This is a genomic window from Parasphingorhabdus sp. SCSIO 66989, from assembly GCF_032852305.1.
GTDB classification, from domain to species: Bacteria; Pseudomonadota; Alphaproteobacteria; order Sphingomonadales; family Sphingomonadaceae; genus Alterisphingorhabdus; species Alterisphingorhabdus coralli.
Window position 1 is genome coordinate 559,651 of the sequence record NZ_CP136594.1, and the last position, 18,116, is coordinate 577,766.

Below are 18,116 nucleotides of genomic sequence, written 5' to 3' on the forward strand. Positions count from 1 at the left end.
AGGACCAGTGTTTTTCCAAATCCCTCTCACTGGTCCAAGTCGCCCTAATCGGCTTCACCCTAATGCAATGTGAACAAGCGCACAGTTTCGGGTCAATTGCCAGACAACAGCCTGCAAATGGGGATAGAATGGTAAAAAGCCAATTAAGATTGGCTTGAATATGGACAAAAATTGCTTTGTTCAGGCGACCAGCTTGGCAGCAAGCAATCCGCGTACTGAATTGCCGAGAAAGAATCCGTTGTTGAGATCGCTGGCGGAGATATCGCTTTCAAGCGCCCGGCCTTGTGCGAGCATTTCGGCGCGCAATATCCCTGGCAACACACCCCGGTCCAGTGGCGGGGTGATGAGCATGCCATCGCGCTCGACAAAGACATGGGTGAAGCTGCCCTCGGTGATAAAGCCTTGGCTATCGGTGAAGATAACCTCTGCTACGCCGTTCTCGGCCGCCGCGTTTTGGCGTGTATCGTCATAAAAGGCGCGATCACTGGTCTTGTGCCTCAGCCGGGGATCATCAGCCTGCACCGGCAAGGGCTGGATCATCACTGGCAACGCCGCATCATCGCCCTGCAAGGGTCCAAGTGGCGCGATGTCGATGGCGATATTGCCCAACCTACTGACCATCAGCCGCACTCGCGATGGCTGGTCGATATGGAAGCATGCCGCCTGAATCGCATTGCGCGTGGCATGGCGGTCAAAGCTATAGGCCATTTGCTCGGCGCTGGCCTTCATACGCGCCAGATGGGCCTCCAGTCGCGGAATGCCTGCCGCCGGGTCAAGCGCCATGGTCTCGATCAGATCGACGGTCCGCGCGGCTGTCATCGCAAAAGCCCCCTTGTCCAGACATTCCTGGCGTTCCTCGGCCCTGTCGGAATCCGCGACGATCCCAGAGCCGAGACCAAGGGTCACTTTTTGCTGACTATGGGAAAAATGCAAGGTGCGAATTGCGACATTGAAAGCGGCAGACGGGGTTTCCTGGGGCGAAGTGGCCGCATCAATGCGGCCAATCGCGCCGCAATAGATACCGCGTGGTTCCGGCTCGACATCATCGATCAGCTCCATCGCCCGGATTTTGGGAGCGCCGGTGATCGAGCCACAGGGATAGATGGCCTGCAAAATATCGCTGATCCCGGCGCCTTCGGCCAGTTCCGCGCGAACGGTAGAAACCATCTGATGCACAGTGGGATAATGCTCTACCGCGAAGAGGTCAGGCACGTGCACGCTGCCCGGCTTGGCGATGCGTGAAAGATCATTGCGCAACAGATCAACGATCATCAGATTTTCCGCCCGGTTCTTGGCATCTGCAGCGAAATGCCTGCGCGCTTTTTCTGCATCGCCGATCTGATCGGGAAAAGCAGGCAATGTGCCTTTCATCGGCCGCGCGGTGAGGCGGCCTTGGTGGCAGGTGAAAAACAGTTCGGGTGAGAGGCTGAGAAACCAATCATCAGCCCGATGGATCAAGGCAGCATAACGCGCCGCTGAAGGACCGCGAAGCCGACGATACAGCGCGACCGGATCACCGGCGAAATGGGCATGGGCGCGGCTGGTGAGATTGGCCTGATAGATATCGCCCGCACTGATTGCCTGCTGTAGCTGGCCAAAGGCGGAAGCATAATCATCATGACTATCGTTCAGCGCAAAGGCACCGGTTCTGGTGTCGCCGTTGCTGTTTCTCCGCTCTGCCAGCCAGCCGTCGACGGCTTCGGGTTGTAGGGTATGATAGTCCTTAAACAAGCCGAACCATAGCAACGGCGCGTTAGAGCTTGTGGCCCTTGCTTCCGCTCGCTCAGCCAGTTTGGGCTCAAGTGCCAGCCCGGCCTCATAGCTCAGATAACCGGCAGCATGCAGGCCATCGTTCCTGGCTGTCTCCAACCGGTTGAGTGCTGGCAGCACCTCTGAGTGTCTATCAGCGATAATCTGATCTACCGGATGCTGATAAAGGCGCGCTGCCTGCTGCCCCGAGGCATCATCAAGCAGCACGAAGATATCATTATCAGCCATGGCAGCGCGCTATAGCGCTATCGCTGTTATGACAAGCGCGGCTATGCCGTCTGCACCTTGCGCGTGGCGGTCAGTTCCGCTTTGTCAAAACAGGCGCGAATTTCCTCGACAAAGATATCCGGCGTTTCAAAAGCGGCGAAATGCCCGCCTTTATCGGCGACATTCCAGTGGATGATATTGCTGAAGCGTTTCTCCGCCCAGCGCTGTGAGGTCTGGAACAGCTCTTTGGGGAAGATGGTGCCGCCCATGGGCATGGCAATCGGTGCCATGTCCTGTTTGCCAAAGCTGTGCCAATAGAGCCGGGCCGATGAAGCGGCGCTGCGGGTGAACCAGTAGAGCGAGACATTGTCGAGCAGCCGGTCATGGCCAAAGGCGCTGGCAATATCATCACCGGCATCGGACCAGTTGCGGAATTTCTCCAAGATCCAGGCCATCTGCCCGACCGGCGAGTCGGTTAGCGCATAGCCGATAGTCTGCGGCCGGGTGCGCTGGATCTGGGCATAGCCATTGTCTTTTTCGCGATACCATTGCAGCCTTGCCAGCGCCGCCGCTTCGGCTTCAGTAGGCTGGCTCATTGTCTCCGGGTCGGGTGCCGCGAGCACCATATTGCTGTGAACCGCCGCCAAGGCACCGCGATCCTGCCGCGCCATTTCCAGTGTCACCGCCGAACCCCAATCGCCGCCCTGGGCAAAATAGCGCTCATAACCCAATGCGCGCATCAGCACGTCCCAGGCCTCGGCGATTTTCGGGATGTCCCATCCGGTTTTGCGCGGTTTGCCGGAAAAGCCATAGCCGGGCAGCGAAGGAATGATCAGGTGAAAGGCTTGGTCGGCGCTGCCGCCATGCTCCTCTGGCTTGGTCAGCGGCTCGATCACATCCATGAATTCCAGCACCGAGCCGGGCCAACCATGGGTCAGTAGCAGCGGACGCGCATCATCATGCGGTGAGCGGATATGCAGGAAATGGATCGGCAGATCGTCAATCCGCATTCGGAAATTCGGGTAGTGGTTCAGCTCCTCCTCGCAATGGCGCCAGTCATAATGATCGCACCAATAGTCGAGGAAATCCTGCACCACAGCGAGCGGCACGCCCTGATCCCAGTCATTGACGGTTTCCTGCTCGGGAAGACGGGTATGGGCGAGGCGGGCGACCAGATCATCGAGCGCCACTTGCGGGACATTGACGGTAAAAGGTCTGATACGGCCTGTCTGCATGACCATTAGGTGTAAATCTAGACGCGTTCAGGTCAAGAGCAAGAATCGCATGGCATTACAGCCAATTAAACCGGCTGTGCACCCGAACCGCGTCCGCCGCGCTGGGCATATTCCTGGGTGCCGATATGGTAGACCCGGTCAACATCGAGCACCGCCTGATTGGCATAGGTAAAGCCTGCGCCGAGGCGTCCATAAAGATCATTAAAGTCGCGCTCGACGGTCATGTGGAACAGCTCGGCAAAGCTCTCAATCACGAAATAGGTCGGCTGAAGGTCGGAGATGGTATAATCGGTACGCACCACGCGATCGACATCGAGATGGATGCGATTGGGGGATTCGGCTTCAACCGCGAAAACCGCCTCGGTGGGGCCTGAGAGAATGCCCGCGCCATAAGAGCGCATGCCATCTTCTTCGAGGATCAAGCCGAATTCCACCGTGTACCAATAGAGCGCCGAGAGCGCTTTCAGCCGGTTATGCTTCAACGCCTTCCATCCGGCGCGGCCATAAGCCGCCATATAGTCAGCAAAGACCGGATCAGTGAGCAGCGGCACATGTCCAAAGACATCATGAAAGACATCCGGCTCCTGAATATAGTGGAATGTCTCGCGGGTGCGGATGAAATTGCCCGCCGGGAAACGGCGGTTTGCCAAATGCCAGAAAAACACATGATCGGGGATCAGCATCGGCACTGGCACCACTTCCCAGCCAGTGATGCTTTTCAGCTCCTCACTCATCGCACCAAAGTCCGGCACGCCGCCACGGCCCAAATCAAGTCGCTCCAACCCGGCCATAAAGGCGCTGCAGGCGCGACCGGGCAATATCTCCATCTGCTGCGCGAACAGATCGTCCCAGATATGATGCTCTTCGGCGGTATAGACGCGCTGCTGCGGCTCTAACCAGTCATCGCCCAGATCCTTGGGCTTTTCCAGCGGCGCGATAAATACGTCATCGGGCAGTTCGGGGATATCGGTGACGTCTATGTCGGCGGTCGTATCTTTGGCGGGATTAATGCGTAGCTGTTCCATGAGGTCCGGCACTCACAATGGCAAATAATTAGTTACATGTAAAACTAGTTATACAGCAAAACCGATTCATGCGAGTTTTTCTTTGTCCGTGCTTATCAGCGCATGCCTGTCTCGATTGCTCGCGCTTTTGCTAAATCTCGCGCGGTTGCCCCGCCAAGCCGGGTTCACATTCTAACGCCGCGCGATCCCAGCCGCCGGTTTCGGCTGCTGCAATATAGGTTTGTTCGAGAAAATCGAGCAATGTGCCTTCCGGGTCAGCGGCCGTGCGTACCGCATCATAGGGCAGGACATATTCGCCCAGTGCCTCGTCGAAAAAGGCTGGGCCGTCACCGGTGATGGTGTCTTTGAAACCCTCAGGGGTGGGATAAGCATAGCTGTAAAAGGCGGGATAATCCAAACCGCCGCCGCCGGCCCAGAATCCGGCAGAGCTGACCTCGTGCGAATAGGCTTCGCGGGTCACGCTATCGGGCAGATTGGGGATGCCGCCCGGATGGGCCGGGGCCTCTCGCCCGGAAAAACGCGTGACAGCCAGATCCATACTGCCCCAGAACAGATGCACCGGGCTGACCTTGCCGAGAAAGCCGGTGCGGAATTGCTGGAACACCCGGTCAATCGCCAGCAGCGCCTGCCAATATTTATGCGCTGCTTCCGGCTCATAGCTGCCCAGCGCCTTTTGCTCGGCAAAGGGGATCGCTTCAGGCAGCTCATTGGGGCTGCCATGAAAATCACTCGGCGCGCCAATGGCATCGAGCGCCGCCACAAAATGCGCATGAAAATCCGCCACCGATTGCGGGTGCAGCGCCAGTGCCTCGATATCGCCACTGGTTGAGCGGATGACCAGCCGATGATCGAAAAAATCAAAGTCGACGATATAGCTGGCATTGGGCCCGGGAATCAGCGACGTGGTCAGGCCGCGTGATGTGACATAAAAGGTCGCATGCCAGCTATGGTTGACCCAGGGCGTCAGCGCCAGCCGGAACTTGCCGACAATCTGCAGCCACATATGCAGGCTCTCGCCTGTCGGTTTCCAGAGCTGATAGGGAATATCGGGCCAATGCTGCATCGCGGGCGAATCCTTCGTGCCGTTTACGATGCGACCATGCGCTCCTTCTCCAATGCTGGCAATATGTCTTGCGCCGCCGCTTCGCCCGAGCGGATCGCGCCGTCAATATAGCCGGTCCAGCGTGGCGAGGTTTCGGTGCCGGCCCAGTTTAGCGCGCCAATCGGCTTGCGCAGCCATTCGCCATAGCGAGAATAGACACCCGGCGGCGCATAGGCGCCATAGCAACCGCGCGACCATGTGGCGCTGGTCCAGTCCTTGTCGACATACTCAATCGGATGCAGCGCCTGCTCGCCATAATGGTCGGCCAGCATATTCAACACCCTGGCTTTGCGGCTCTCGCGGTCATTGTCGCCATGGTTGAGCGCATGATCGCCATCGAAAAAGCCCGCAATCAGACCCTTGCTGCTGCTTGCCGGTGTGACATCGAAACAGGGCGAACAGGGCACATCATCGCGAAAGATCAGGCCATTATAGCCCTGATCGCGCCAGAACGGTGTCTCATAGGCGACCCAATATTTGATCGCGGAGCCCATGGACAGCCGCGCATGCAGCGCCTTTTTGGGCTGTGGCAGTTCGGGTGAGAAGGTGAGATCAGACACCATGGTAGGCGGAATGGCGATGATCGCGCGCTTGGCCTGATAGGTCTCGCTGTCGCTGGTCACCGTAACACCCTGATCCGACCAGGCGATCTCACGCACCGGCTGGTTGAGCATCAGCCGATCACCGATTTCCTCGGCCATTTTGCGCGCCACCTGATGCACCCCGCCTTCAAACAGCATATTCTGAGCGCCGCCTTCGCCTGCGCTCAATATCGCATCAAAATTGTCGCCGGACTTCACATAATGCAGGAAGAACAGCATCGAAATCTGGCTGGCTTCGGCGCAGAAGAGCGAGAAACAGATCATGCGGAATGTCTGGCGCAGCCGTTCGGATTTCATATTGGCGCAAATCCATTGCTCTACCTTGGTGGCGTCGAGCGTGTCCGCCTGCGGATGGTTCCACGGTTGCTCGATATCGAGCGTGCTCCACAATTTGCCCAGCCTGCGCTGCACCATCATATAGTTCAGCCCTTCGCGCAGGTTGAAGATGCTGGAGAAATCCTCGCCTTCAGATTCCATATGATTGCCGCTGATGCGATACACCGCCTTGCCCTTGAGCGGCGTTTTATAGGTGCTGACCTGATAGCCTTCCGCCAGCGCCTTTAGCCGTGTCTGGGTCGGGCCGAGCCACATGCCGCCAATATCGATATCGATGCCCGCGATGGTGCCATGCTGGGTACGGCCGCCGACGCGGTTGCGCGCCTCCAATAGCCGGAAATTGTCGATGCCTGCCTGCTGCAGATGCCGTGCGGCCGCCAGTCCGGCAAATCCGGCTCCGATTATGATGACGTCATGCATGTGCCTCTCCTGGCTTTACGGTTTCGCTTTCAATTATGTGCCGCGCCGCTGCGATGGCGCTCTCGATCAGCCGCTCAGGAGGGCGCTGTCCGCGCGCCAGCAATACGGTTGACCCTTCGGAAAGGGTGAGCAGCAATTCCGCCGCCGCTTCGACGCGGCTGTCATCGGCTTCAGGGAAATGGCTTCGCAGCGAGTCGCCGACCCATATCAGCGCCAGGGCATAGAAATCATCGACCAGTTCAGCGCCGAAATCATGGTGCTTGGCCAGCACCCAGAGCTCCACGAATAGCCTGCTGGTTTCGCTGCTTATCGCATCCTCGATGATCCAGCGCACCGCGCCCTCAAAATCACGGTGTTTCGTCGGGTCCGGGCTTTGCTCCGTATCGCGACGACTGGTGGCGTAGCGTGTACAAATGCGCTGCATCAGCGCCTCGATCAGCTTGACCTTGCCGGGGAAATGATAGGTGAGGTTGCCGACGCTGATGTCGCAGGCCTCGGCAACGCGGCGGGTGCTGAACTGATGATAGCCATGGTTGGCCAGCACCGATTCGGCCGCGGCCAATATTGCCTCACGCGCGGCTAAACCTTGCACATTGGCCTTGCGCCCGGCTGTTTTTGTACCGGGCTTTTTGGCCTTGGAAGCGGGCTTGGCGGTTGTCTGATTATCGCTCATGCAAATTTATTAGCACAATCGTACTAATAATGCTACAGGGCATTTTCCGATAGCCATTGAGGATGATCACCTATGTCCAGCCCCGAAGCCGATTTTACTGCGTTCAACCTCTGCACCGGAGCCGTGCAGCATCACAATTTTGCCAGGCCGCAGCGCAAATTACGATCAGTGGAGGTTGCGGCTGCAGCCCAGCCCTCGGTGCTGGAAAAGGGCGAAACGGTCAGCCTGCCCGAAAGCTATATGGCGCTGGACGGGATGCGTGAGACCTTTGACCTGTTGGCGCGCACCGACACCGCGTCCTTGCTGATCCTGAAACAGGGCAAGCTGGTCTTTGAGCAATATAGCCATAATGCCGGGCCCGATACGCAATGGGTCTGCTGGTCGATTTCCAAAAGCCTGACCTCGGCGCTGATCGGCATTGCCGTGGCCGAAGGCGCGATTGAGTCTGTCGATGATCCGGTGACTCGCTATGTGCCCGAGCTTCAGGGCACCGCCTATGACGGGCCGAGCGTCAAAAAGGTGCTGCAAATGTCCTCGGGCGTGGCGTGCAATGAGGATTACTCGATCCGCGGCGGCGATTTTGAGCAATTGTTGGCAGCAACCGGACCGGGCAAGAGCATTGCTGCCCATCTCGCTTCGCTTAAACGCGAATATGATCCCGGCACCGTCTGCCGCTATAGCTCGGTTGATACTGAAGTGCTGGGCATGGTGCTGCGCGGCGCAACCGGTCAGTCGCTCGCCAGCTTCATGGAGGAAAAGCTGGCCGGCCCGCTCGGCTTTGAAGCGCCTGCCTATTGGCATGTGGATGAGACAGGACAGGAACTGGCCAGCGCAGGTGCCTATGTCTGCCCACGTGATCTGGCGCGCTTCGGCGAGCTTTACCGCAATAGTGGCTGCGTTAATGGTCAGCAGATCATCCCCGAGTCATGGGTAAGGGCTTCCATCACCCCGGATGCGCCGCATCTGATGCCGGGCGAAATCATCGTATCCGGAGAGAAGATTGCCAGTGCCTATGGCTATCAATGGTGGCTCTCGCCATCAGAGGAGGGCTATGACTTCGCCGCTGTCGGCATTTTCGGGCAATTTATCTATATCTGCCCCTCGCTCGACATCACCATCGTCAAACAATCCGCCACCCGAACCTTCGGCACCGCCCCGGGCGATGCGCAGGACCATATGATGGAGACGTCGCTATTCCTGGCGCAACTGGCGCGGGCTGTGTGACCCGCAAGAAAATACCGACAATGTGAGAAATACTGGAGCGGGCGAAGAGCTTCGAAGTCTCTACCCCAGTCTTGGCAAAGCTGGTGTTGCCACTGGTCCAAGCCCCAACTAGGCTCAGCTAGCATGGGTGGCACGCAGCCTGCCTAGTAGTTTTGGAGGTCAAAGCGATGGATGAACTCGGCAAAGCGCCATCCCCCGACTTGGATAAACTATTCCAGCGCCTGCCAGCGAGCATCGTGCATGACATGATGCGCGCTCAAGGGCTTGGACAAGGGGTTTTGCCGCCGACCATAAGACCGATTGCTGAAGGTTCCAGACTGGCCGGACCCGCATTCACCGTGTCCGGCCGAGCCGTCAAAGATCATGACGCGCATGAAACTCTGCTCGCCTGGACCGCCATGCTGTCGCGCGTACCTGCTGGCCATGTGCTGGTGATGCAGCCAAATGACAGCATCGTGGCGCATATGGGTGAGCTCTCCGCAGAGGCGCTGCACCTTCGTGGCGTATTGGGTGCCGTTATTGATGGAGGGTGCCGGGATGTCGAGCGGATCAACGCTGTTGGTCTGCCCGTCTTTTGTCGCTATTTCACGCCTCTGGATGTGGTCGGATGCTGGCTACCTGATCGATTTGGGGAGGCCGTTATTATCGGCGATTGCGAGATCGCCACGGGAGATGTCATGGTTGCGGACACTGACGGGATTTGCGTAGTGCCGCAGGCTCATGCTGAACAGGTCGCCGCCGCCGCCGAGACAGCGATGAATCAGGAAAACCTTGTGCGCAAAGCGATTCTTGAAGGCATTGATCCCGAGACCGCTTATCGGCGGCACGGTAAATTCTGAACAACGCGCCTCAGCGGGCGCTTGCCGGAAGACAGGACGGCCCGGCTGGCGTGAAGCTCTTATAGGTCAGAATAAACTCCTGATGGCCCAAAGCTTCCGAGCAGGTCGGCGTGCCATCGGCAACCGCCTCGACCAGATCGGCAATTTCAGTGCCAACCACGTCCAGATTGGCACGGCCCTCCAGAATGCGACCCGCATCAACGTCCATATCATCGGGCAGCCGACGGTAGGTCTCGGGATTGGCGCACACCTTGATCACCGGCGAGATTGCCGAGCCGACAACCGATCCGCGCCCGGTAGAGAACAGGATCACATGCGCGCCGCAGGCGATCAGTTCGACGATCTCGGCATTGTCGGAAATGTTTGGAAAGCCGAACCGCACTTCGCCGTCCGGCACTACATCGAGCAAGTAAAGGCCGCCACCAACGGGTTGATCGCCCGGCTTCAGCAACCCAACGATTGGTGATGCGCCCGATTTGGCATAGGCACCCATGCTCTTCTCTTCCTGCGTGGTGAGTCCGCCATCGGCATTGCCAACCGCGAAACTGCCATGCCCCAATGTCGTATAATAGCGCGCGGCCTTGTCGACGCTGGCGATAATTTCGGCAGCCAGCTCGGGCGTTGCCGCGCGGTCGGCCATATGGCCCTCGCAGCCGATGAGCTCGCCGGTTTCCTCGAAAATGCCTGCGGCTCCGGCTGCAATTAGCTGATCAAATGCCCGACCGATAGCAGGGTTGGCGGTCAGGCCGCTGGTGCCATCCGATCCGCCGCAGATGGTCCCGACCACAAGGTCGGCTGGGGTAATCGGCACGGTCGGCATCGCTGCCAGAGCGGGCAATGTCGCATTCACCCAGTCACGACCCTGCTCGATCGTGCTTCGCGTGCCGCCTTTGTCCTGAATGACCAAAAGCGATGCGGGCCGACCACTGTCACGGACGACTTCCAGCAAGCGGTTGCGTGCAAAGCTCTCGCAGCCCAGCGACACCAGCAGCACGGCGCCGACATTGGGATGGCAGCACAGTCGTTCCATCATCTTTTGCGCATAGTCGTTCGGATAGCAGCCGGGAAAGCCGATCAGATGCACCTCACCACCATCATGGCGCTCGGCAATGGCCCGCGCGACATGATGCGCGCACTCCACCAGATAGGCGACTACGACAACATTGCGAATGCCCTTGCTTCCGTCCTGGCGCTGCCAACCTCTCATGCTGCGTTTCCTTCTGTCCTCGTCGCAAGATAATCGCTGGCCAGATTGTGGAGATGCACCCAGTCACCCTGCGCTATGTCGCATGTAGCTGATCCGATACCGGCACCATATTTTGTTACCTTGGAGCCTGCCGGGATTTCTTGTCTGGCGAGCTTATGGCCAATCGGCACATCCTGCCGAACCGTGATCTGGCGCTCCCCATCCATCACATGATTACCAGCCGCCAGATCGGTGATAGCGATCAGCACATTGTCGTCCGGCGCAAGCAGCAAGGCAGGCTGGACACCAGTCATGCGGCGATCTCCAGTATAGCGGCGGCTGACCCGGCCAGGGTCGGTGGCACATCAACCACGAGATCATCGCCCTCACGCCGACAGGCAAGGGCTGGTCCATCAAGGATGGACAGGCCCTCGACACCTCCCCAACCGACCAGTCGAACATGCTCAGGTAACGGCCCGGCGACAAGCGCAAAACGCTGCCGACCGACACGCACTGGCAGCACATCGGTACCGGAAATAGTGAGTCTGCACAGTACGTCATCCGGACGGCTGCCATAGATCGCCTGCCCATTGGTCTTCAGGAAAGCACCCAGCGCGCTCAGCGGCCCGGCCTGTTCATCGGGGATACTACCATCGCCGCGCGGTCCGATATTGATGAGAAGATTGCCACCATGGCCGACGATGCGCAGGAACATGGCCACAAGTTCGTCCCCGCTGAGGAAATCCGCGTCAATCTCATTGGCTTTATAGCCAAAGCTGTGACCCACGCCGCGCACGGTTTCCCATGCGACATCGCCCATCTCGGAGCTGGTGGCATATTCCGGTGTGCGGTGATCGAACACGGCGGGCACATCAGGCGCGAAGGCAAATCCGGACTCGCGCAATGCTGCGGCAACGCCGCGATTATACGCGATCCGCTCCTCCGGGTCGGACATGGCCAGATGCGAGGGCGTGGGTAACTGGAAGCGGTCATTGATCAACCGATCCTCGCGGTCGTTATAATACTCGGCCAGCAAGTCCCAGAGATCGTCGGCATCGGGATAGCCGATATCGTTCCACAAAATGTCGGGATCGGTTGCGGCAATCAGTTCCCGGTAATGGTCCAGCATCATCTTCCGGGCCAGCGCGCCGGATGGCAGCGCATTGCGCATCTCACCCAGATTGGCCATGGGTTCCGGGTTGAGCGTCCAGTCAAGGCCAGCGCTGTAATAGACGCCAAAGCGCATGTTCTTGGCGCGGGCTGCGGCCGCCATTTCCGAAACCAGATCGCGCGGGGCATGCCAATCCGCACCTCGCAACGGGTTGGCTAAGGCAGTGGGCCAAAGGCAATAGCTGTCATGATGCTTGGTAACCGGTACAACATAGCGCGCGCCGATACCGGCAATAAAGTCCATCAACGGCTCTGCTGACCAATTGGCAAGGCCAGCCTCGAATGTGTTTCGGAATGCGGTGTAGGGCGCATCGCCAAATCGTTCCTGGTGCTGCGCTGCGGTCGGCCCGTCGGCAAATTTCAGGCTGTTCTCATACCATTCGGCATAGGGTGTCAGTTTAAGCGCGTCATCGGGTCGCTCGGCCAACAGCTTCACCACATCTATACCACGCGGTGCAAAGGCCGGGACCGAATAGAGCCCCCAGGTGATCATCACACCCAGCTTGGCATCGCGCCACCAGTTTGGCGCGCTATGGGCGGCGAGGCTGTCCGGGTCTGGGCGATACTGTGTCATGACCAGAGATATCCCTCTGCGCCGGGGCGCAGGTGCGCAAAACGCTGCTTCAATTCATCAAGCGAGAGGACATGGGCATCGCCGCCGGTCTCGCGCGGATCGGTGTTGCGGTGCCGCTTCAGCTCGTGTCGTGCCAGCTGGTTGCGGTGTACCTCATCGGGTCCATCTGCAAGGCGCAGCAGACGCGCGGTGGCAAAGGCGGCGCTGAGCAGGTGATCATTGGCAGTGCCGCCGCCGCCAAACATCTGCATGGCATTGTCGACCACCTGCTGCGCCATGGCCGGAGCAGCGATCTTGATCATGGCGATCTCGGCCCGTGCCTCCTTGTTGCCGACAGTGTCCATCATATGCGCAGCCTTCAGGGTCAGCAAACGACATTGTTCGATAGCAAGCCGCGCCTCGGCAATACGCTCCAATGTCACGGACTGCTCGGCCAAAGACTGGCCGAAGGGATTGCGGTGCTCGGCCCTGCGACACATGCGCTCCAGCGTGCGCTCGGCAAGGCCGATGAGGCGCATGCAATGGTGGATACGTCCCGGGCCCAACCGGCCCTGCGCAATCTCGAAACCACGCCCTTCGCCGAGCAGCACATTGGTTTGCGGCACCCGCACATTCTCGAACAGCACTTCAGATGCGCGGTCGGGCACACCATAAAAGCCCAGTACCGGCAAAGGCCGCAACACGGTTACCCCCGGTGTATTTTTGGGCACCAGGATCATCGATTGCTGGCGATACCGGTCCGGATTGTCGGGTGCCGTCTTTCCCATCAATATGATAATCTCGCAGCGCGGATCGGTGGCGCCGGTGGTGTACCATTTGCGCCCGTTGATCACATAATCATCGCCATCACGCGCAATCGAACAGGCGATGTTGGTCGCGTCAGAGGAGGCAACCTCTGGTTCGGTCATGGCAAAGGAGGATCGGATCTCGCTGGCAAGCAATGGCGTCAGCCACTCCGCTTTCTGTTCGGTTGTGCCATAGCGAAGCAACACCTCCATATTGCCGGTGTCCGGGGCGGCGCAGTTGAACACCTCTGGGGCCATCAGCGAACGCCCCATAATCTCGCACAAAGGCGCATATTGGAGGTTGGTGAGACCGCTTTCCTGAACACCAAAATCCTGCGCGTGGTCGGGGAGGAACAGGTTCCACAAGCCCTCCGCCCGAGCCAGCGGTTTCAGCTCTTCGACCACCGGATAGACACCCCAGGGGCCGAGCTTTTCGGCTTCGGCATAATAGCGTGCCTCGTTCGGGTATATATGGCGGGCCATGAACGCCTTGATGCGTTCCGCCAGCTCCTGAGTATGATTATCGGGTTCGAACATGGTTTTGATTTACTCCTCGCAGCGTTCGATCAGGGTGGCATTGGCCATACCGCCGGATTCACACATGGTTACCAGGCCAAAGCGACCGCCTGTTTCCTCCAGCGCGGCCAGACAATTGAGGAACAACCGTCCGCCCGATGCGCCAACCGGATGGCCCAGCGCTATGGCCCCGCCCATGGGGTTGACCCTGGCGGGGTCGGCCCCGGTTTCGGCCAGCCAATGCAGCACCACACTGGCAAAGGCCTCGTTCACCTCGAATATGTCGATGTCATCCATGGTCAGGTTGGCGCGACCCAACAGCTTGTGAGTGGCTGGCACGATTGCGGTCAGCATCATGATAGGATCATCACCGGCAACAGCAAAATGGGTGACGCGCGCACGCGGACGCAGGCCCAATGAACGTGCCACCTGCTCCTCCATCAGCAACAGCGCACACGCGCCATCACTGACCTGACTTGCGTTTCCGGCCGTCACCTGCCAGCCAATTTCGGGGAAACGCGCGGCCATCTCCTCACTGCGAAATGCCGGGGCCAGAGCGGCCAGCCGTTCCAGCGTGCTGTCAGTACGTACGCCCTCGTCCCTGTCCACCATCCGGTCGCCTACCCGAACCGGCACCAGCCCGGGCGCAGCGTGTGCCGCGGCCAATTGATGCGAGCGCAGCGCGAACTGGTCCATAGCTTCTCGCTCGATGCCGTTGTGTGCGGCAATCAATTCGGCCGATACCCCCTGATGCACCATTCCGTCGGGATAGCGCGCGGCGAGCGCCGCCCCCATATTGTCACGCCCCAGCCGATTGGTTTTGGCCGGTACCGTCGACATCATCTCGACCCCGGCTGCGACCAGAATGTCATAGGCACCCGCAATGATGCCACAGGCAGCAAAATCAATCGCCTGCTGGGCCGAGCCGCACTTGCGATCAAGGCTTACCGCTGGCACACTCTCCGGCCAGCCCGCCGCAAGCACCGCCTGTCGGCCGATATTGCCGGCCTGCTCGCCAGCCTGAATCACGCAACCGGTGATGACATCTTCGACGTGTTCTGGGTCGATCCCGGTTCGTTCAGCAAGGGCGGAAAGGCACTGGGCGAGCAAATCCACCGGGTGCAGGCCATGCAATGCACCGCCCTCTCTGCCCTTAGCGAAAGGCGAACGCACACCATCGACAATCACCGCCCGCCTCATCGTGACAGGTCCACGGACAGGGTTTCGCTGGCGAAGCGAAATTGGCGACTGGACACCGTCTTCATAAGCCGTACGACCTGATCCGCTTCAGCCGAGGAGGCCAGCGGCAAGCTGGTGACCAGCGGACCGGCAGCACGCATGCGGTCGATATCCGCCTGCGGCACGAGCGCGCGCAGGAACAGTTCATCATCGTCATCGGTACCGTGTCGGTTTCGCAGTTCCTCAAGCGTAGGCTGTTCCGGCGGATTGGCCAGCACCTCTTTGGTCTTGGGATCAGCCATGATGCGATCAAGCACATCGGCATCAATCGGTGCCACCGGATCGCCATAATGGCCCGCCGCATAGGTAATCACCTCTTCGGGAATAATCGACCAGCGCTCACCGGTGACGATGTTCAACACCGCCTGGATGCCGACAAGCTGGCTGAACGGTGTCGCCATACCCGGCCATCCCAGTTCGCGGCGAACACTGGCGACCTCGGCCAGCACTTCTTCCAAACGCTCTTCCATACCATGCTGTTTGAGCTGGGATTTCAAGGTGCCGACCATGCCACCGGGGATTTGGTGGGTGACCGCGAACAGGTCATATTCGGCGTGTTGGTTGACAAGAAAGCCGCACGCATTGCCCACTGTCTCGAAATGCTCGGCAACGGGTGGCAGGCAGGAGAGGTCGAGGTCATGGCTATAGCCAAGATGGGCAAGATTGGCAGCAATGCACTCGGTTGACGGCACGGAAGGGCCATTGGCCATGGGTCGGCTGGCCGTGTGCAATATGCTCACGCCCAGCGCCAGCGCATCGCAATAGGCCTTGGCAGATTGGCCCATCAGATTATTGGCGTGAAACTCGATCGGTTTGCCCCGGCTTTCCGCGACAATGGCGGGCAACAGGGTCGCAAGTCGCTCTTTCTCCAATACCCCCGCAGTGTCATACAGCAGCAGCGTGTCCACTTCAGGAAGCGCCGCCAGCGCCCGGGCCTTTTCGGCATAATAGGCATCGGTGTGCACCGGTGAGAGGGTGAACATGATCGCGCCCGCAATTTCCGAGCCGAACTCCTTGGCCACACGGGCGAGGCGCTGGGTTCGTTCAATGTCGAACAGCACGTCATAGATCCAGAAGCTGCGCGCACCGTGGCGATTGAGCTGCCGCATCCACAGGTCCATCAATGCATCGGGCGTGGTGCGAAAGCTGATCGCCGCATTGGCGCGCATGCCAGAACGCAGCACCGTATGCGGCATGGCGGCAACCAAGGCGTCCATCATCGCCCATGGGTCTTCACGGCAATGGCGCACCAGCACTTCGAAATGATGCGAGCCGGTGAGATCGATAACGCGAAAGCCGGTGCGATCAAGCGCGTCACAGGCTGGCAGGGCATGGCGCGCCTGCATACGCATGCCCCATAAAGACTGCTGGCCGTCTCGCAGCGTCTGGTCAAGAAACTCCACCTTCATGATGCACCTGTGGAGGCTGGGATAAATTCGGCTTCCAGCCAGCGCGTCGACAATCGATTGCTGACGAAATTGTCATGGGCCGCGATGTCGCGCAAAAAGGGAATGGAGGTGGCGATGCCTTCCACCGCGAAATCGGACAGATTGTCCTGCAATTGGTCGACCGCCTCCGCGCGGTTCGGCGCGGCCACGATCAGCTTTGCGACCATACTGTCATAATAGGGCGGAACATCGCAGCCGCTGCCAAAGCCGCTATCGACACGCGCGCCGGAAGGCGGCGTCCAGCCGGTGATGCGGCCCGGTGCAGGACGGAAATCCGCATCCTCGGCGAGGATACGGACCTCGATGGCATGACCGCGTGGGACCAGATCGACGGGTGGATCGAAACGGTCAAAAGCCAGAGCGATCTGCCATTGTACAAGGTCGATACCGCAGATCATCTCGGTCACCGGGTGCTCGACCTGGATGCGGGCATTGACCTCAAGGAAGCGGCTTTGCTCGCGCGCCTCATCCCACAGAAATTCGACGGTGCCGGCACCGCGATAGGAAATAGCCCCCAGCAATTTTGCCGCCGCCGCTTCCATGTCGGCACGCGCGGTTTCGGGTAAGGCGACAGCAGGCGCTTCCTCAACCAGTTTCTGGTAGCGGCGCTGAATCGAACAATCGCGCGTGCCCAAGGTAATGATCTGACCATCGCCAAGACCAAAAGCCTGCACCTCAACATGACGCGCCGCTTCGACGAACGGTTCGAGATAGATACGCCCATCGCCAAAGGCGGCTTCCGCCTCGGTCTGAGCTTCGGAGATGGCGGCCGCAAGATCGGCTTCCTCGCGCACGATCCGCATGCCGCGCCCGCCGCCGCCGGCCGATGCCTTGGTGACCACCGGATATCCCAAAGTGCGGGCCGCAATAGCTGCAGCATCAGTATCGGTCAGAGCCTCGCTCGCCTGCCCGGTTTCGACACCCAGTTCCTGCGCCAGAGCGCGAGCTGCCAGCTTGTCGCCCACAGCTTCCATCTGTTCTGGCGTCGGACCACAGAACGCAAGGCCCGCATCGGCGACGGCTTGCGCGAAGGCAGCGTTTTCAGACAAGAAGCCATAGCCCGGATGCACAGCCTTGCAGCCGCTGGCCATAGCCGCGTGCAGCAGAAGGTTACCATCAAGATAGGATTGGCGCGCCGGTGCCGGTCCCAGCACCAGCGCCCTGTCAGCCGCCTTCGCCCACAGGCTGTCCTTATCCGCCGCAGACACGCCAACCACGGTTTCGATATCGAGCGCCTTTGCCGCTGCGATAATCCGGCATGCGATTTCCCCACGGTTGGCGACGAAGAGCCTGCTCATGAGGTTACTTCGTCATCCGGCTTGATCCGAAGCAGCGTCTGGCCATGTTCGACCAGGTCGCCATCGCTCGCCAGTATCGCGGTGACTGTGCCGGAGCAGGGCGCGGTCACGCTGGTGAACAGCTTCATCACTTCGATGAGGCACAGGTCATCCCCGGCCTCCACGCGCGCGCCAGGCTGCGTGAACGGCGCTGCACCCGGCTTGGGCGCCCGGTAGAATGTGCCAAGGCTGGGGGCGATGATGGCAATGCTGCCGTCGTCGATCTCGGCGGGCGGTTCGGGCGGTGAGGCTTGCGCCGGTTCTGACACAGGCGGAGCCACAGACGGCGATGACGGCGCAGGCACCGGACCGCCATCCTTTGACAGCATCACCTCGACCCCGTCGGCCTTGAGATGGATGGTACGCCAATCACTAGCCTCAAACGTGGCAAGGATAGCATCGATATCGGCTCGGGAAATCGCCATGGC

The 18,116-nt window shown here is 59.6% G+C and carries 16 protein-coding genes; 2 read left to right on the forward strand and 14 right to left on the reverse strand.

Annotated elements, in window-relative coordinates:
* Positions 1-180: 180 nt before the first annotated feature.
* The 6 genes from pabB to RB602_RS02570 form a co-directional block, all read right to left on the reverse strand.
* Complete coding sequence (gene pabB, locus RB602_RS02545; protein WP_317082666.1) at positions 181-1,998, reverse strand: aminodeoxychorismate synthase component I; 1,818 nt, start codon at positions 1,996-1,998, stop codon at positions 181-183.
* A 41-nt stretch (positions 1,999-2,039) separates the two neighbouring features.
* Positions 2,040-3,218, reverse strand: a complete 1,179-nt coding sequence (locus tag RB602_RS02550; RefSeq protein WP_317082668.1) for an epoxide hydrolase family protein — start codon at positions 3,216-3,218, stop codon at positions 2,040-2,042.
* A gap of 59 nt (positions 3,219-3,277) precedes the next feature.
* On the reverse strand, positions 3,278-4,168 hold the full coding sequence (gene phhA, locus RB602_RS02555; protein ID WP_406568401.1) for a phenylalanine 4-monooxygenase: 891 nt from the start codon (positions 4,166-4,168) through the stop codon (positions 3,278-3,280).
* Positions 4,169-4,367: 199 nt separating this feature from the next.
* On the reverse strand, positions 4,368-5,300 hold the full coding sequence (locus tag RB602_RS02560) for a DUF5996 family protein (protein ID WP_317082672.1): 933 nt from the start codon (positions 5,298-5,300) through the stop codon (positions 4,368-4,370).
* A 23-nt stretch (positions 5,301-5,323) separates the two neighbouring features.
* The gene (locus RB602_RS02565) at positions 5,324-6,697 is read right to left on the reverse strand and encodes a flavin monoamine oxidase family protein (protein WP_317082674.1); all 1,374 of its coding nucleotides are present in this window, start codon (positions 6,695-6,697) and stop codon (positions 5,324-5,326) included.
* Entirely contained in the window at positions 6,690-7,370 is a 681-nt protein-coding gene (locus RB602_RS02570; protein ID WP_317082676.1) for a TetR family transcriptional regulator, read from the reverse strand. The genes RB602_RS02565 and RB602_RS02570 overlap by 8 nt, the downstream gene beginning before the upstream one ends.
* Before the next feature lie 72 nt (positions 7,371-7,442).
* Here RB602_RS02570 and RB602_RS02575 point away from each other — a divergent pair, with 72 nt between their 5' ends.
* Both RB602_RS02575 and RB602_RS02580 read left to right on the forward strand, forming a co-directional pair.
* Positions 7,443-8,594, forward strand: coding sequence for a serine hydrolase domain-containing protein (locus tag RB602_RS02575; RefSeq protein ID WP_317082677.1), 1,152 nt, complete (start codon positions 7,443-7,445; stop codon positions 8,592-8,594).
* Between the two features lie 167 nt (positions 8,595-8,761).
* Positions 8,762-9,433, forward strand: a complete 672-nt coding sequence (locus tag RB602_RS02580) for an RraA family protein (RefSeq protein ID WP_317082679.1) — start codon at positions 8,762-8,764, stop codon at positions 9,431-9,433.
* A gap of 10 nt (positions 9,434-9,443) precedes the next feature.
* Here RB602_RS02580 and RB602_RS02585 read toward each other — a convergent pair whose 3' ends face one another.
* Genes RB602_RS02585 through RB602_RS02620 form a run of 8 tightly spaced genes read right to left on the reverse strand, consistent with a single transcriptional unit; the run spans position 9,444 to position 18,113 of the window.
* Positions 9,444-10,640, reverse strand: coding sequence for a UxaA family hydrolase (locus RB602_RS02585; protein ID WP_317082681.1), 1,197 nt, complete (start codon positions 10,638-10,640; stop codon positions 9,444-9,446).
* Complete coding sequence (locus RB602_RS02590) at positions 10,637-10,933, reverse strand: UxaA family hydrolase (protein WP_317082683.1); 297 nt, start codon at positions 10,931-10,933, stop codon at positions 10,637-10,639. The genes RB602_RS02585 and RB602_RS02590 overlap by 4 nt, the downstream gene beginning before the upstream one ends.
* A complete protein-coding gene (locus tag RB602_RS02595; protein ID WP_317082685.1) occupies positions 10,930-12,363 on the reverse strand; it encodes an alpha-L-fucosidase in 1,434 nt (477 codons plus the stop codon). The genes RB602_RS02590 and RB602_RS02595 overlap by 4 nt, the downstream gene beginning before the upstream one ends.
* Positions 12,360-13,685 carry an acyl-CoA dehydrogenase family protein gene (locus RB602_RS02600; RefSeq protein ID WP_317082686.1) on the reverse strand — a complete coding sequence of 442 codons (1,326 nt, stop codon included), beginning with the start codon at positions 13,683-13,685 and terminating at the stop codon, positions 12,360-12,362. Before RB602_RS02600 ends, RB602_RS02595 begins: the two co-directional genes overlap by 4 nt.
* Before the next feature lie 9 nt (positions 13,686-13,694).
* Positions 13,695-14,864, reverse strand: coding sequence for a thiolase family protein (locus tag RB602_RS02605; protein ID WP_317082688.1), 1,170 nt, complete (start codon positions 14,862-14,864; stop codon positions 13,695-13,697).
* Entirely contained in the window at positions 14,861-16,312 is a 1,452-nt protein-coding gene (locus tag RB602_RS02610; RefSeq protein ID WP_317082691.1) for a pyruvate carboxylase, read from the reverse strand. Before RB602_RS02610 ends, RB602_RS02605 begins: the two co-directional genes overlap by 4 nt.
* The gene (locus tag RB602_RS02615) at positions 16,309-17,649 is read right to left on the reverse strand and encodes an acetyl-CoA carboxylase biotin carboxylase subunit (RefSeq protein ID WP_317082693.1); all 1,341 of its coding nucleotides are present in this window, start codon (positions 17,647-17,649) and stop codon (positions 16,309-16,311) included. The genes RB602_RS02610 and RB602_RS02615 overlap by 4 nt, the downstream gene beginning before the upstream one ends.
* Positions 17,646-18,113, reverse strand: a complete 468-nt coding sequence (locus RB602_RS02620; RefSeq protein WP_317082695.1) for an acetyl-CoA carboxylase biotin carboxyl carrier protein — start codon at positions 18,111-18,113, stop codon at positions 17,646-17,648. Before RB602_RS02620 ends, RB602_RS02615 begins: the two co-directional genes overlap by 4 nt.
* Between the last annotated feature and the right edge of the window lie 3 nt (positions 18,114-18,116).

Bases quoted from the DNA above. Each gene is read 5' to 3' on its own strand.
- RB602_RS02590 (WP_317082683.1), bottom strand. From the start codon at position 10,933: ATGACTGGTGTCCAGCCTGCCTTGCTGCTTGCGCCGGACGACAATGTG.
- RB602_RS02610 (WP_317082691.1), bottom strand. From the start codon at position 16,312: ATGAAGGTGGAGTTTCTTGACCAGACGCTGCGAGACGGCCAGCAGTCT.
- RB602_RS02575 (WP_317082677.1), top strand. From the start codon at position 7,443: ATGTCCAGCCCCGAAGCCGATTTTACTGCGTTCAACCTCTGCACCGGA.
- RB602_RS02570 (WP_317082676.1), bottom strand. From the start codon at position 7,370: ATGAGCGATAATCAGACAACCGCCAAGCCCGCTTCCAAGGCCAAAAAG.
- RB602_RS02580 (WP_317082679.1), top strand. From the start codon at position 8,762: ATGGATGAACTCGGCAAAGCGCCATCCCCCGACTTGGATAAACTATTC.
- RB602_RS02600 (WP_317082686.1), bottom strand. From the start codon at position 13,685: ATGTTCGAACCCGATAATCATACTCAGGAGCTGGCGGAACGCATCAAG.
- RB602_RS02605 (WP_317082688.1), bottom strand. From the start codon at position 14,864: ATGAGGCGGGCGGTGATTGTCGATGGTGTGCGTTCGCCTTTCGCTAAG.
- RB602_RS02620 (WP_317082695.1), bottom strand. From the start codon at position 18,113: ATGGCGATTTCCCGAGCCGATATCGATGCTATCCTTGCCACGTTTGAG.
- RB602_RS02615 (WP_317082693.1), bottom strand. From the start codon at position 17,649: ATGAGCAGGCTCTTCGTCGCCAACCGTGGGGAAATCGCATGCCGGATT.
- RB602_RS02550 (WP_317082668.1), bottom strand. From the start codon at position 3,218: ATGGTCATGCAGACAGGCCGTATCAGACCTTTTACCGTCAATGTCCCG.
- RB602_RS02585 (WP_317082681.1), bottom strand. From the start codon at position 10,640: ATGAGAGGTTGGCAGCGCCAGGACGGAAGCAAGGGCATTCGCAATGTT.
- RB602_RS02565 (WP_317082674.1), bottom strand. From the start codon at position 6,697: ATGCATGACGTCATCATAATCGGAGCCGGATTTGCCGGACTGGCGGCC.
- pabB (WP_317082666.1), bottom strand. From the start codon at position 1,998: ATGGCTGATAATGATATCTTCGTGCTGCTTGATGATGCCTCGGGGCAG.
- RB602_RS02560 (WP_317082672.1), bottom strand. From the start codon at position 5,300: ATGCAGCATTGGCCCGATATTCCCTATCAGCTCTGGAAACCGACAGGC.
- RB602_RS02595 (WP_317082685.1), bottom strand. From the start codon at position 12,363: ATGACACAGTATCGCCCAGACCCGGACAGCCTCGCCGCCCATAGCGCG.